At 63.3% G+C, this 15,295-nt stretch carries 9 protein-coding genes; 1 reads left to right on the top strand and 8 read right to left on the bottom strand.

The window, feature by feature from the left end; genetic code table 11:
• Positions 1 to 153 precede the first annotated feature (153 nt).
• The 8 genes from F591_RS0121735 to F591_RS28725 all read right to left on the bottom strand — a co-directional run bounded on the left by F591_RS0121735 (position 154) and on the right by F591_RS28725 (position 14,718).
• The gene (locus F591_RS0121735) at positions 154 to 1,044 is read right to left on the bottom strand and encodes an AraC family transcriptional regulator (RefSeq protein ID WP_019536725.1); all 891 of its coding nucleotides are present in this window, start codon (positions 1,042 to 1,044) and stop codon (positions 154 to 156) included.
• A gap of 26 nt (positions 1,045 to 1,070) precedes the next feature.
• On the bottom strand, positions 1,071 to 2,135 hold the full coding sequence (locus F591_RS0121730) for a sialidase family protein (RefSeq protein ID WP_019536724.1): 1,065 nt from the start codon (positions 2,133 to 2,135) through the stop codon (positions 1,071 to 1,073).
• Positions 2,136 to 2,185: 50 nt separating this feature from the next.
• The gene (locus F591_RS0121725) at positions 2,186 to 4,399 is read right to left on the bottom strand and encodes an MGH1-like glycoside hydrolase domain-containing protein (protein WP_245581097.1); all 2,214 of its coding nucleotides are present in this window, start codon (positions 4,397 to 4,399) and stop codon (positions 2,186 to 2,188) included.
• 69 nt (positions 4,400 to 4,468) lie between these two features.
• Positions 4,469 to 5,446, bottom strand: coding sequence for a sialidase family protein (locus F591_RS0121720; RefSeq protein WP_019536722.1), 978 nt, complete (start codon positions 5,444 to 5,446; stop codon positions 4,469 to 4,471).
• A complete protein-coding gene (locus F591_RS0121715; protein WP_019536721.1) occupies positions 5,443 to 7,890 on the bottom strand; it encodes a glycoside hydrolase family 95 protein in 2,448 nt (815 codons plus the stop codon). The genes F591_RS0121720 and F591_RS0121715 overlap by 4 nt, the downstream gene beginning before the upstream one ends.
• Positions 7,891 to 7,942: 52 nt before the next feature.
• Complete coding sequence (locus F591_RS0121710) at positions 7,943 to 10,657, bottom strand: hypothetical protein (RefSeq protein WP_019536720.1); 2,715 nt, start codon at positions 10,655 to 10,657, stop codon at positions 7,943 to 7,945.
• Between the two features lie 55 nt (positions 10,658 to 10,712).
• On the bottom strand, positions 10,713 to 12,014 hold the full coding sequence (locus tag F591_RS0121705) for an alpha-L-fucosidase (RefSeq protein ID WP_019536719.1): 1,302 nt from the start codon (positions 12,012 to 12,014) through the stop codon (positions 10,713 to 10,715).
• Positions 11,998 to 14,718 (bottom strand): glycoside hydrolase family 78 protein, encoded by a 2,721-nt coding sequence (locus F591_RS28725; RefSeq protein WP_019536718.1) that lies wholly within the window; start codon positions 14,716 to 14,718, stop codon positions 11,998 to 12,000. The genes F591_RS0121705 and F591_RS28725 overlap by 17 nt, the downstream gene beginning before the upstream one ends.
• A 324-nt stretch (positions 14,719 to 15,042) precedes the next feature.
• Here F591_RS28725 and F591_RS28720 point away from each other — a divergent pair.
• On the top strand, positions 15,043 to 15,295 hold a 253-nt coding region (locus F591_RS28720), incomplete at its 3' end, for a hypothetical protein (protein ID WP_211217616.1).

The following is a 15,295-nucleotide window of genomic DNA, read 5'->3' as shown; positions in this document are numbered from 1 at the left end:
TAACGGTTTCAGACGTTTTTTTCATTATACCTCTCCCGCCTTGCCGGATTATAGGTGATGTTTGCTTACTCTATAGGGGATTCATGCCTAACGCCCGGACAACAAAAAAAGAGCTGCTCCGTTACAGGGTCAGCCCGCCTTATATTGACCAGATTACAGCGATATCGCTTTATCCTCGAACTCCTGAAAGTTTTGCCGGTATTGCCTTGGAGTTACCCCTGTTTTTTTGCGGAACAGCGCATGGAAAAACTTCATATCCAAATAGCCGACCTGATTGGCGATCTGGTAGATCGGGATGTCGGTGGACTTGAGCAGCTCGCAGCATTTTTGGATGCGGACGTTCTGCAAATATTGTGTGAACGTAAGTCCGGTCGATTTTTTGAACAGCCGCTGGAAATGGCTCGCGCTCAAATAGAAGTAGTCGGCCACATGCTGCACCGTAATATTTTGCGTATAATTGCTGCGGATGAAATGAACGACCTCCTCGAGCCTGCTGAACGAGGCGGTTTCTGCCTCGTTTTTCAATGTAAAGCGCTGCAGCATGACCAGCATCTGCACGAGCATTGCCGTCAAGATCGTTTCGAAGCCGGTATTGCGCTTCAAATATTCCCAGTACATCGTCTGGAACATGCCGGCGAACGTGTCGTGTTTGTCCTGAAAATGCAGCCAGCGCTCGTTCGATGAGCCCGGATGAAAAATGATGTTGTACGCGTAGGAATCCTTCTGCAGCAAATGCTTCCAGCGTTCCAGATTGCTCGCGCGGAATATGCAATTATAGATGACGAGCGTTTTATCCTGCTGAGGAGAGGACGGCCTGAACACGTGCGAAGTGCCGATCGGGATGACAAACAGATCGCCCTGCTTGACGGGAATGACTTGGTCTTCAACGTAATGGTAACCGCAACCTTCGCCCACAAAGCTGATTTCGATAAAATCATGGGTATGCTGCGATGTTGCAAACGATTCCAATTCGCGGTTAATGAAAATGTCCAGATTCTCGTCAAAAAACTGATCGCCGCATAAATGCTCGATTCTTCCATTCATCACTATCACCTCGGGCTCATAGAATTTTACCCCTCTGACACCCAGCTCTCCTCGACGCACACGTATTTGATCGCCTTGCGCAAATAGGAGTAAGCCATATGTATTTTGCCGTCGCGTCCCGCTATGATCGTCGGATACGAATACCCGATCTCGGAATCCTTATATTCCAGATCGGCCATCTGCACGTTCCGAATGTGGGGCCATGTCGCCCCGCCGTCCTCCGATACGGCCAGCGTAAGCGGCGTTCGCAGCGGCTTCTTGCGGAATTCCCCCTTTCGTTGAACCCAGCGGAACTGGTCGCGCTCCATGGTGGAATCGTTAAAGAGCAGCGCGAGCCGGCCGCTGCGCAGCTTCGTCAGCTGAATCGACGAATTGTTGTTCGCAAGGGCGCTCCTTGCGGGAACCGTCCACGTCCGGCCGGCGTCATGCGAGACGCTCGTATAGATGCGGTCCGCCTGCCGGCTGCGGAACACGGCGAACAGCGTGCCGCCGTCCAGCTCCACGACGCTCATCTGCACGCGATGAACGCCGCCTGCGACCTCGTGCTCCGTCCACGTCCGCCCCTCGTCCGAGCTGATCATTACGACGCTGTAATGTCCGTCCAGCTTGCAGTAATAGGCCGGCAGCAGCCAGTCCCCGGAGCTTAGCACCAGCATCGGCTGCCTGAGAAACAGGCCCTTGCGGTCGAACAGCACTTCCGGCGGCCCCCACGTCGCCCCGCGGTCCTGCGAGATGCGGCGGACGATGCGCGATGTCTTCTGATCGTGCGGCTCGTTGGACGTATGCAGCAGCCACAGCCGGCCGTCCGGCGCCTGGAACAGCACCGGATTTTGCTCCGAGCGCTCCGGGTCGTCCGACAGCCGCACCGGCTCGCTCCAGCGGTTCGAGCCTGCCGCAAGCCGCGACATCACGATGTTCGTATCCGGATTGCCTTCCCCGCTCCCGTTAAACCAGACGCAGAGCAAATCCCCGTTATCCAGCTCCAGCAAATTGGCCGCGTGGCTGTCGTTCGGATGAAGCACCGGAAGAAACGCCTCCAGCCGCTTCGGGTCCGTCTCCGACGGGGAGACGATGCCGTTAAAACGATTCATGCTCAACTCCATCTCCTTTTGCAATGATCGCGCGATTGCAGCCCCGCGCATTACGGGACCGCGTCAAGCTCGCGCCAGGTCAACGCCGTGCGGCAAAGCCCGCCGCTTGCGAATACAAGCTTGCCGTCCGCATACAGCCGGTATCCTTCGCCGAGCCCGGCCAGCTCGCCGGGAACAGGCGCTCCCGGCTTCCGGTAAGTGATCGCCAGCTCCCTGCCGGCCACTCTCAGCCGATCAAGCCGGAAATAATCGAGCCCGATATCGAGCGGATCGAGCGCGATGCCGTCCCGCCCCACCGCAAGGCCGGCCACGTGCGAGATCACTAGGTCGATGAAATAGGAATGGTTGTATTCCTGCTCGTCGCTGAGCGGCTCGCCCGTCTCGCTGTTGTAATGCTCGACGAGGCCGGGCCGCTCCAAATCCCGCTGCTGGAAATGAAGGAAGGCGTATTCCCGCAAATAGTGGGCGAAGTGGCTGTCAAAGCGGTGTCCCCGCCGCTTGCTTTCCTTGGCCAGCGCATCGAGCGCGATGGAGTTCGTGTACGGCCATGTCGGGCCGTCCCATACGCAGCCGTTGCGCCCTTTGACGAAATGGCCCATCCACCCCCCTTCCTTCGAATAAGCCGGGCAATCGGCCGCCACCGAAGGGAACGGGCAGCTGGTATGAAACTGCGCCGGGTCGAACAGATGCTCGATCATGCCGTCGTAGCGGTCGTCGATCATTTGCGCCCAGCCGGGATAAATGCCGACGATATTTTTGACCAGCGCCTTCTCGTCCGTCTCGTAATGAAGATCATAGAAAAATTGCGATTCCTCGTCCCACATTTTGGCCAGAATATCGCGCCGGATGCGGTCCGCCAAGCGGCGGAACGCCGCCTCGTCGGGATCGCCCACGACGGCGCACAGCTCGGCAACGCCAAGCGTGTTCAAGTAATGGTATACCGAGCGGTCCACCCGCTTTAAGTGGGTGTAGGTGCTTTTGTCCTTCGGGTTCCTGGGGTAGTCGTGGAAGTACCAGTAGCTCGGCTGATACTCCTTGCCTGTCCGCGTATGCTTGTACTCAATCATCAATTCGTCGCGGTCGCTTCCGTGAATACGCTTCCAACCTTCGATTTGCCGTTTCAGCGACGGAAGCAGCTTGGCCATCGTATCCTTGTTGCGATGCACGAGGTACAGCTGGTAAGCGGCCCAGCAGCTGAAGTTGGCGAACGAATGCATGATTTCATCGACGGTCAGGCAGCGGTACAGCCCGTCCTCGCCCAAAGACGCATCCATATTGCGGAGCGCGCCTTCGCAGTAAACCGGATCATGGTACCATCTGGCGTCCATCAGATGCAGGGGCACGGACAGGTTGATCAGCTTGCTGAATTCCCATCCCCCCTTGGCGAACGGGCGCTTGCTCTTCTTGTGCGACCGCCCTTCGTAAAAGAGCGGATAAGGCAAATGCCCGTACCGCGGATCGGCCAAATTATGCCTCAAGAGGAACCAGCGGTACGTCCAGGTGCGGTTCAGCAGCGCATCGCTGCTGCGAAAAGCGGGCGCCTGCTCGAACCACCGCTCGTATTCGGCGCTGTGCCTGGCCGCCGTCTGCTCCGCATCCAGCCCGCTCTGCGCGTAGGCCGCGGCCCGCTCCCGCAGCAGGCCGCGGTCGTCCGCTCCGGCGATGCCGAGCGCGGCGCAGATGACGAGCTGCCTCGTCTCTCCCGGCGCGATGCGCAGCCCCTTCAGCAGCTCCGGGTCGCTTGCGGCGATCGCTCCCGCGACATCGAAGCTGTAATGCGGAATCTCGAACGTGCCGAACAGCTCGTTCCCGTCCCGCTCCGCAAACCGGCTGCCGTCGGTCTCAAGGCGCAGCACCAGCTCCTCTCCGCTGCGGTTCGTCCACGTCTGGCAGGAGACGGCGCAATCGTCCCAGGAGATGAACTTCCTCTCCTTCAAGGTGACGCGGCCGTCCTCGTAATCCATCCGCAGATGGCTCGGGCGCCATTCGGTCCGGCAAGGCTCGAAGGAGGCGGCCAGGCTGCATGTCACTTTATACAACAGAGGGATATTGACTTTATGGATAAAATCGAACCGGCCGGCGAATCCGGGGACGGGCTCCACATAATCGGCCCACAGCCGCGCCCCGGTCGATCCGAGCAGCAGGGCTCCGGGGAGCGTGCGAAGCGCTTTCCGGCCGGCGCGCAGCTGTTCATCCAAGGCGCTAACGGATGTCATGAATTCCCCTACACCCCATTCCCAAGTATTGGTGTATCCTTCTTCCATTTTCTAATATATCCCACTCCGAGCACAGTTTTAGGGTGGTTATCCACTCATTCTATAGGTCATTTCTGCTTAATCCGCAATGGCGATTTGCCGGAAGGCGATGCGCTCTCTTCTCCAAGTGTACGTGATGTACACTTCGTTCCCTCCCGCGACAATCGCCGGATACGAATATTGGCTTATGCCCTCGTCCAACAGCAGCTCGTCGTCCCAGGTATGGCCGTTGTCGCGGGAGAGCCGCAGCACGAGCGGCGAACGCGGGCCCTTGGTTTGGCCCGGCTCCGGGCGGGTCGGGTTATACGCCAGAGCAAGCAGGCCGTTATCCAGCTTCGCCAGGTCGAGGCCGCTGTTGTTGTTCGGCAGCCCGCTCCGGTAAGCCGGGCACCACGTCCTCCCCCCATCGCGCGAATCGCTGCGGAAGACCGCCCCTTCGGTGCTGCGCGTCAGCATATGCAAGACGCCCGGGGCGGATTCCCACAGCGTCGGCTGGATGATGCCTTTGCCCAGAAATCCGCTGCGGTCGATCGGCACCGTCTCGCTGCGCGTCCAAGTTTCGCCGCCGTCCGAAGAAAGGTCGACGAAGCAGTCCCAGGCCGGCTCGAGCGACGCGGGGGCGGCGATCGTGCCGTCGTCAAGCACGATCGGCTTGTTTTTGACAGGGCCTCGCCCGCCCGCATCCCCGGGGACGAGCGGAACCGGGGAGCTCCAGGTCGCCCCGTTATCGGAGGAGCGCATCACCATCGTCTCCCATTCGGCGATGCGCCGGCCCGCTTTGTAGTAGAGAAGCAGCACGCCGTCGCCGCGGCGGAACAGCACCGGATTCCAGTGGGGCGTATCCTCCCGCTCGGCTACCTTGACCGGCGCGGTCCACTTGCCGCCGGTTCGGCGCGAAGTCCAGATCGCCACATCCCCCGCGCCTTCCCGCGATCCGCCGAACCAGGCGGCCATGATCTCGCCGCCGGGCAGCAGCTCCAGCGTAGACGCATGACAGCTGGCAAACGGCCTGTCGTCTCCGAAAATAAATTCAGCCGCCTTCACATGATACTTCAAGCGATATCGCCTCCCAGTTCCAGATGGACTCCGTGTTCTGGGCGGGCTCCGTCTTGCCCGCGGCCGCTCGCCGCGGCGGGCTCGATCTTGTACACCCGCCCTGCTTCCGTAGCGAACGCGATCGTATCGGCCGCTTCCCGCGCCGCGCGAATGGCCGTTCCGTCTTCCGCGAGGACCCGCACCGGCGCGGCCGTCCGCAGCCGGCATCGCTTGCCGGCCCGCGAGACGATGCTGGCGCTTAGCAGCGTCCCCTCGCTCCATTCCATCGCGATCTCGAAGCCGCCGCGCGCCCTCAGACCGCGGACGCGGCCGCGCGCCCACTGCGCAGGCAGCGCCGGCAGCAACGCGATCTCCCCGGCGTGGCTCTGCAGCAGCAGCTCCGCGATGCCCGCCGCCCCGGCCATATTGCCGTCGATCTGGAAGATGCCGAGCTTCACCTTCGGATGCCGGTGAGCGTTGGTCATGTTCGGATGCAGGCCGCCGAGCAGCTTGCCGAGAAAGCGGGCCGCTTCCTCCGGCTCGCCGAGCCGGGCCCAGAAGCAGACCATCCACGCGCAGCTCCAGCCGGTATGCGCGCCGCCGTGGGACAGCCGCCGCTCCAGCGTCCTGCGGCAGGCGGCGGCAAGCTCCGGTTCCCGGCGCGGTGTAATCTGCTCCAGCGGATGCAGCGCGACGAGGTGCGCGGTATGCCGATGGCCCGGCTCCAGCTCCTCGAAGTCTTCGTCCCATTCCTGCAGCTGCCCGTGCCGCCCGATGCGGTAAGGAGGTATGCGCGCGAGCGCCTGCGCCAGCTCCTCCCGGAGCGCCGGATCGAGGCTCAGTATCTCTGCCGCCTCGATACAGCGGGCGAACACATTGCGGATCAGCGCCATATCCATCGTCGAGCCTTTGCTGACGCTGCTGCGCTGTCCGTCCGGGGCTATGAACGTATTTTCCGGCGATGTCGACGGGCATGTGACGAGGCTGCCGTCCGGCGCTGCGACGAGCCAGTCGAGGCAGAACAGCGCCGCCTCGCGGATCGCCGGATACGCCTCCTTCAGGAACGCCTCGTCCTGCCCGAAGGCGTAATGCTCCCACAGATGCTCGCACAGCCAGGCTCCGGCCATCGGCCAGAACGCCCAGCTCGGCGAGCCGCCGACGGGCGTCGCCGTGCGCCACAGGTCGATGTTGTGATGGGCCGTCCAGCCCCGGCAGCCGTAATGAACCGCGGCCGTCTTCCGCCCGGTAATGCGCAAATCCTCGATCAATCGGAACAGCGGCCGGTGGCATTCCGCCAAATTCGCCACCTCCGCAGGCCAATAGTTCATCTGCAGGTTGATGTTCGTCGTCCAGCTGCTGCACCACGGAGGCTGCATCCGGTCGTTCCAGATACCCTGCAGGTTAGCGGGCTGGCTGCCTGGGCGGGAGCTGGCGATTAGCAGATAACGGCCAAACTGGAAAAACAGGGCGGCCAGACCCGGATCGTCCTCCCCGCGCTTCACCGCCTCGATGCGGGCGTCGGTCGGCATGCCGCTGCGGTCTGCGCCGCCGAGCTCGAGGGCGACGCTGCCGAACAGCGCGGCGTAGTCGTCCGCATGCCGCTGCTTCAGCGCGGCGTAGCCGAGCCGGGCGGCGGCGGGGAGCCGCTCCCCGCACAGCGCCGCCGCGTCAAGCCCGTATGCGGCGGGATCGCGGTCGAAGCCGCTGAAGCTGGTGGCCGCGGCGAGCAGCAGCGTCACCGCGCGGGCGCCGCTCACGCGCAGCCGTCCGCCGCTCGCCTCCAGCCTGCCGCCCTCCGCGATCGCCTGCAACTGCACGGCAAAGCCGATGCCGCGGCCCGCGGCGTACTGGATCGGCTCCGGCGACTTGACCGTATTCGGCAGCACATGAACCGGGCAGCGGCCCGCCAGCTCGATGCGGCCGCCGCCTAGCCGGCGCACGGCATGCTGCAGCGGGCTGTGCAGCAGTGCGGTGAAGCTGATGCCGCGGTCCGCGGTCAGGCGGATCGCCATCACCTGATCGGCGGCGGAGACGAACATTTCCCGCGAGTGCGCCGCCTCGTCCTGCCGGTAATTCACCCGCACGAGCCCTTCGTCCAGGTCCAGCTCCCGGCGATACTCCGCCATGTCGGCCGCGCCGCCGTCTTCGAAGATCAGCTCCAGATCGCCGAGCGGCAAGTATGACTCGATGTCCGGCCCTTCCATGTACCGCTCGATCGTCTCCTCGGCTTCCGCATACCGCCCGGCGAAAATCATCTCGCGCACCGGCTGCAGATGGCGCAGCGCGTCGAAGCGCACCGTCTCCCGCGGCTCGCCGGACCAGAGCGTATCCTCGTTGAGCGCGATGCGCTCCCGGTCGACGCCGCCGAATATCATGCCGCCGAGTCGGCCGTTGCCGACCGGCAGCGCCTCGAACCAATTGGCGGCAGGCCTGTTATACCACAGCGTCTGCCTGATCGCTTTCATCGACAATCCCTCCCCGGCCGGCCGCGCCTGCCCGCGCGGCCGGGCTCCGCCGTTATTCGTACAGCCAATCGAGCGTGTCGATCCCGTCGTTCCTATGCTCCACGTCCCGCGGCCGCAGCGTCTCGCCGACGGGCACGGCGCCCAGGATCAAATACGCGCCGCGGCCGAAATCGAGCGTATGGCGCCCCGCCTCATAGCGAAGCGCATGGACGTTGACGGAAGGATAGGCGTACAGCCGCAGCCCCTTCTTCAGGATCGGGGCGTATCCTCCCCGGTCGTCGGCATGCGTGTTCTCCTCCAGGCTCGGGGCCTGCAGCCACTGCGCGTCCTTCGAGTTGAAGTAGCCGATCAGCACATGGCACGGCTCAGGCAGCTCCAGCTCGACGGCGACCCCCTTTAGCCCTGCCTCCATCTGTCCGAAGCGGACTCCCGTAAGCCCACTTAGCTCCTCCGCGCAGCCGACGATGTGAATGTCGCCGTCGGTAAACACGCGGGCCCCCTTCTCGACGCGGAACGTCTCCGCGCCTTCCGACAGCAGCCGGAACGCGGCTTCGCGATACGGAGCGATCGGCGCCTTCGCGCTGCTGACCGCCTCCGGCAGCGTGCCCGCCTTCAGCTCCTCCAGATGGAACCGGAACCGCTCCAGCTCGGCCTCGTATACGGGCAGACACTGCTGCCAGTGGCGGTATTCCAGCCCGCCGCGGATCGGCACCTTGCGCTGCGGCGTCTGCATGCTGTTGGCGGCTTCGTACGTCTTCTCCGTCAGCGCCGCCAGCTCGCGGTAGCGATCCAGGCTGCGGGCCAGCTCGACCGCGGCCTGCTCGAGCAGCTCCAGGCGGCTGAAATATTGTCCACGAACCGTATGCTTGTAGGTCAGAATGCAGAGCGCCGCGCGCACCTTGTGCGCGTAGGAATGCGCCATCAGGCGAATCGCCCGCATATCGCCGGCCAGCCGGCCGAATTCCTCGCGGTTGCGGGCGACGAAGCGCTCCGCCCGCTCGATCGCCGCCACCGCCTCCTCCGCATGGCGCACAGCATCCGCAATCGTCTCCGGCGGCGTCTCGCCGACGTGCGGCTCGCCCGCCAGCTCCCGGGCGACGTATTCCTCCAGCCTTTCGCCCTGCGGCGACTGCGATTCCCACAAATCCGGCCACGGCATGTGCCGCTCCGGGTTCGTCAGCTGGCTCATCGTCATGCCGAGGCTCATCGTCTGGCGGTTGCCCTCGGTGATGCCGAAGCGGCGCAGCAGCTTCGGCGCCACTTCGCCGGACGCTTCGTATGCGTCCAGAATCGCTTCTCCCGCCTCCAGGCTGCCGAACCGCTCGCCGATGCGGCGCATCCAGTATGCCCGCTCGGCTGCCGGGTCGCGGTCCGGATTCCAGGCGTAGCGGAACCAGGCCGCAAACCAGATCCAGTCGCGCTCCAGCTGGCGCAGCCGCGGCCCCGCCCGGTCCGGGGAGTACGGCCAGTCCCAGAAAAAAAGCGGGTACAGATGGAGCCCGCTTGCCTTCAGCCGGTATTTGGCCGCCTGCATGCATTTTTGAATGAACGAGGGCGACCCGTAGCGGAACGGCTCCAGATTGGCCAGGATGTGCACGTTGACGATATGGATCGTCTGCAGCGAGCCGAGCTGCTGATGAATCTGTTGCCATCGGCCCCGCGGCGTATAGGTAGTCAGCGATTCGCCGTTGTATTTTGCCTCCGTATACAGGTTCGGGTATAACGGCAGCGCCGCTTCGACGACCTTCTGCGGCTCGATCGCGTGCGAGCGCAAAATAATCGGCGGCTTCTCCTTCACCTTCGCATCCTTCAGTCCTTCGAGCAGGCCGGCGAGAATCGTCTCGTTGAACCACTCGACCCCGTATATTTGCCCCTGCAGCGCTTCCCCGAGGCAAACCATGAGACCGACATTGGGGAACGAGCGGACGAAAGCGGCGATCGATTTCTTGTAGTAATCGCTCGTCAGCGGCAGCGGTCTCGGCTGGTGCAGCTTAAGGCCGTGCTTCTCGGCGAACGGCAGCGGAATGTGAATGTTGTAAAATTTCAGCACGATCCAGATGCCGCGCCGGTCCGCTTCCTCGGCCAGCCAGCGGAACGTCTGCACGTTCAGCTCGAACTGTTCGTCCGTCACCTCGAGCGCCTCGGGATAGTCGTCCAGCCGCACCAGCGAGGAGAACGGATGCCCGCTCCAGATATAGACGACGTTGCAGCGCTCCTCCAGCAGCATATCGAGAAAATCGAGCCATAGTCCGCGGTCGTAAAACCACGGGAAACGGTCCGGCGTCAGCGGGTATTCGTACGTCTGCCGCGGCGGCTCCACCGTCGTCTTCTGCAGGCCGATCGCCGGCCCCCGCAGCGAAAATTGCGGCGCGTCCCCATACGCCATGTCGTCCGGCAAGCGACCCGCGGCGCGGATGCGCCGGGCCAGCTCCTGGCAGCCGTACAACACGCCGCTGTCGCTCCCTCCCGATACCGCAAGCAAGTTGCCGGGACACGCGGCAAGGTAAAAGCCTTCCCGCTCCGGAGCTTCCGTATGATACAGCAGCACGTCGCGCTCCTCCAGCTGGCGCAGCAGCGCCGACTCCCCGCGGTTTCCGGCGAAAATGCGCCGCTCGCCCGGCGAGCGGTAGCTGTCCCACGTCCAGCATGCCGCTTCTTCCCGCACATCATATCCGAGCCCGCGCAGCGCGTCGCCGAGCAGCCGGATGCCATGCTGCACCCGCGGCGCGGGATGGGGATCGTATCCAATGACGACCGTTTGCTTCACTTTCGTCGTGCCTCCTTGTTGAGCGCGTCGGCTTCACCGCTTCGCCAAGCTGTCCTTATTTCAGGAACAGCTCGATGACCGGCACCGCCGCGTTCGGTTTTTTGACGGGAAGCGATAAGGTGACCGTATGCTCGTCCCTGCCTTCCCGGAACGCCCCTTCCTCGATGCCGCTCGCCACGAAGCCTTCCTTCATGCGGATCTCCGATGCGTCGCCGAGCAATTGGGCGTATTCCACTTTGCCGGCAAAGCCGCGCAGGTGAATATTTTTGAACGGCCAGCTGAACACGTGCAGGTACATCCGGTTCGTCTGCGGATTGTACGTCAGCCGACAGTCCGGCGGGCACTCGAACGACTCCGGCGCCTGCGTGCAGCCGTAGATCGAGCGGCTGTGGCGCCGCATCCATTCGCCGATGCCCTTCAGCCGGTCGACCGCGCGCTCGTCGAACTCCCCGCGGGCGGTCGGCCCGACGTTGAGCAGCAGGTTGCCGCCCTTGCTGACGACGTCGATCAGCATCCTGATCAGCTGCTCGACGCTTTTCCACGACTCTTCCTCGCGGTGATAGCCCCATGAGCCGCTGAACGTATGGCATGTTTCCCAGACGACCCGCTTGCCGTTTACCTTCACCCAGCCTGTCGGAATGTACTGCTCCGGCGTCGTAATGTCGCCGCCGACCTGCAGCCGGTCGTTAAGCAGAATGTTCGGCTGCAAGGACCGGACGAGACGGACCAGCTCCTCGCCGCCCCAATCGTCCTTCCCTTTGCCCGCCAGCCCGTTCTCCGCCGGAAACGAAAAATCATAAAACAGCAGATCGACTTGACCGAACCCGGTCAGCAGCTCGCGCGTCTGCCCGAACAAATAGTCGCGATAGACCGAGAAATCGCGCGTCGCGCTTTGCGCCACGAATTCCGGGTCGAACCGCAGCGGATGCTTCGGATCGACCGTGTAATGCGGATGGTGCCAGTCGATCAGCGAATAATAAAAGCCGGTGCGCAGCCCGCGGCTGCGGAACGCCTCGACCATCGGCCGCAGCACGTCGCGCCCGGCCGGCGTATTCGGCGCCTTGTAATCGGTCAGCTTGCTGTCCCACAGGCAGAACCCTTCGTGATGCTTGGTCGTCACCACGAAATATTTCATTCCGGCATCCGCCGCAAGCTGCGCCCACAGCTCGGGATCGTACAGATCGGGATCGAACCTTTTGAAATATTTGGCGTACTTCTCAGGCGACATTCGCTCCCGCGACTGCAGCCATTCGTGCCTTGCCCCCAAGGAATACAAGCCCCAATGAATAAATAAACCGAACCGGTCGCGAACGAACCATTCGCTGTCGCCCGTCGTCTTCTCAACCTCGAATCCCATGCAAGCTCCTCCTTTCCTTAGCCGGATGCCCGGCGCCCGCTCCTGTCGCGACGAACGTGTGGCAGCCCGAGCCGGCGCGAAAAACGGATGCGCCGCCTTCCCTCCCGACGTACGTGACGCCGGATTGTTCATGCATCTCGTCGGCAATCGCCTGGCCCGGCACAATGACCGTCGCCGTCGTATTGACCGGAATGCGCACTTTCAATGTGAAGCAGGACCGCTCCCGCTTCCACTCCACGCCGATCAGGCCGTGAACGGAGCGAAATTCGCCTTTGGCAAAATGCAGTCCTCCCCCCGGACGGGGATGAATAATGATATGCTTGAACCCCGGCCGCGCTTCGTCGGTATCGATCCCGAGCATCGCCCGGTACATCCATTCGCCGACGGAACCGAGCGAATAATGGTTGAACGAGTTCATTCCGGGATTTTGGAAGCCGTCCGTTTCCGTCCAGGCGTCCCACCGCTCCCAGATCGTCGTCGCTCCGTGCTTCACCGAATAGAGCCAGGACGGGAACGTGTGCTGCTCGAGCAGGTCGTAGGCGACATCCACCCGTCCGCTTTCGGTCAAGGCCGGCAGCAAATAGCCGACGCCGAGAAAGCCTGTCGTCAAATGGTTGCCGTGCGCCCGGATGTTGTCTGCCAAGTGCCCGGCAGCAGCCGCGCGCAGCTCCTCCGGCAGCAAATTCATCTTCAGGGCGACGGCGTACACGGTCTGCGTATCGCCTTTGATGCGGCCGTCGGCGCCGACGAAGGCTGCTGTGAACGCTTGCCTGATCCGTTCGAACAGCTCCGCGTACTTGCGGGCTTCCTCCTCCCGGCCGAGCGCTTGCGCCGCCTTCGCGACGATCTGCGCGCTGAAGCCGTAGTATGCGGTGTCCAGCACATCCTTGGGCGTATCCGCGCCGACCGAGAGCCAGTCCCCGTAATTGGAGTATCCGGGACGAATCAAGCCGTCGGTGTTGGCCGTCAAATAATCGACCCACTGCGCCATGGCCGGGAAGCAGCTTTCGAGCAGGCGCGTATCCCCGTACATCTGGTACACCGTCCAGGGAATGATGACCCCGGCGTCGCCCCAGCCGGCGCTGTCGGGAGCATGCCAATTCAGCGTCTTGCTGGCGCGCTTGAACGCTTCCCAGCCGGCATCCGGCGCCACGTCGGGGAAAGCTCCGGAAGGTAGCCTGGCGTCGAGCACATCGGTCATGTACTTGCTGAAAAAGCGCGCCGCCTCCATGCTGCAGCAGGCTGTGCGGGCGAAAATTTGCGCATCCCCCGTCCAGCCGAGCCGCTCGTCCCGCTGCGGGCAGTCGGTCGGGACGCTGAGGAAATTGCCGCGCTGGCCCCATTCAATGTTGCTGATCAGCTTGTTCAGCATCGCGTCGGACGTCCTCAGCCAGCCCGTCTGCGGCATCGCCGAGTAAGCGACGCGGCCTGTTACGGTCCGCAGCGTCGGATGGTCGATGCCTTCCACCTCCACGTAGCGGAACCCGTGAAAGGTGAAATGCGGCTCCAGACGCTCCGTCCCCTCGCCTTTTAACCTCCCGCCTTTTAATATGTATGTTTCCCGCTGGACGGCTTCGCGCAAATTGATCGTATACAGCGTGCCGTCCTCATTCAGCATTTCCGCACAGGTGACGGTCACGCGCTGTCCTTCGCGGCCGTCGTCGACGGTCAGACGCACCCAGCCGACCATGTTTTGACCCATGTCGAATATATACGTGCCCCGCGGCGTCCGCTTCATGCTGACCGGCACCAGCTCCTTCATCACCCTGACCGGGGGATCGACCTGGGCCACCAGCTTGCCGCCGTAGCGCTCCAGCACGACCGGCGGCTCCCAGCCGCTGTCGTCGAAGCCGGGCAGGCTCCAGCCTTCGGGCTCGAGCCGGGCGTCGTAGCTTTCGCCCTTCAGCAAATCGGAATAGGCGATCGCCCCCGCTGACGTGCGCCACGATTCGTCGGTCACGATGACGGCGGTCGAGCCATCCGTATACTCGATGTGCAGCTCAAGCAACAGGTAAGGGTTGTCGCCGTAGCGGTTCGGGCCGAACATGCCGACGTTACCGGCGTACCAGCCTGTGCCGAGAATCGCCCCGACGGCCGCTTCCCCGACGGCCAAGAAGTTCGTCACGTCATAGGTCTGGTACTGCACCCGGACGGCGTAATCCGTCCAGCCCGGAGCGAAGTAATCCTCGCCGACCCGCTCGCCGTTCAGGTGCAGCTCGTACAGCCCCAGCGCGCTGGCATAAATCATGGCGCGGCGAACCGGCTTGTCGACGGCAAACGTCTTGCGGAGATACGGCGAAGGCATCAACCCGCCGTCTGCCGTCGGCTTCGCTCTGCCGATCCAGCGCGCCGTCCACTCGTCCGGGCTCAGCACCCCCATCGACCAATGGGCCGTCCGGCTCCATGCGGAAGGCGCATCGCGCTTATCCCATACTCGGACCTTCCAGTAACATGGCTGTCGCGATGCCAGCGGCCTGCCTCCGTAGGGCACATGGACCGATTGATCCGACGCCACCTTGCCGCTGTTCCACAGGTCGGCCTGATGCTCGCTCAGCAGCTCCGGACGGGATGCCACCAGCACCTGGTACGCCGTCTGAAACTGGTCGTCCTCCTCCGCTTCGCTGATCCAGCTCAGCCTCGGAACGGGCGTATCTAAGCCTAACGGGCGATCGGCATATTCCGTTGTCAGCTCCGTCACTTTCATTTGCGTTTTTCCTCCTATCAGCATTTAGCAGGCACGAGGCTTCCCGCCGCTTGTCCGCCTGCGGCCTGATACGACTGCGGCCTCGCAGGGCTATGGCCTCACAGGACTGCGTTATGCAGAACTGCGATCTCGCATCTCGCAGGGCTGTGGCCCCACGGGACTGCGTTATGCAGAACTGCGATCTCGCAGGGCTGTGGCAAGACTCGTACAGACAGGGCTGAACATCCCGCGGATCGCGCCTGCCCCGTCACGCCCCCCATTTTACACGAATGCCCGAGAGCGATTATAGGCCGAATTCATCCTGATTATAGGCGGCGCCGGCCATTGCGGACGGTTTCGCTTGCGGTATGCGGATGCGAACGAAAGCTGGCCGGCGGCCGATCGGCATTGCGGCAAGCCGTTCGCCGCTCGCTGGCGGCGGGGCGTTCGCCGCACCCTGGCGGCGGAGCGTTCGCCGCGCTCGGGCGGCGGGGCGTTCGCCGCTCGCTGGCGGCGGGGCGTTCGCCGCACCCTGGCGGCGGGGCGTTGGCCGCGCTCGGGCGGCGGGGCGTTCGCCGCTCGCTGGCGGCGGGGCGTT

Origin of the sequence: Paenibacillus ginsengihumi DSM 21568 (assembly GCF_000380965.1) — a bacterium.
GTDB lineage: Bacteria > Bacillota > Bacilli > Paenibacillales > NBRC-103111 > Paenibacillus_G > Paenibacillus_G ginsengihumi.
Note: the sequence above shows the minus strand (reverse complement) of the source record. Positions and strands in the feature narration are given on the sequence as shown.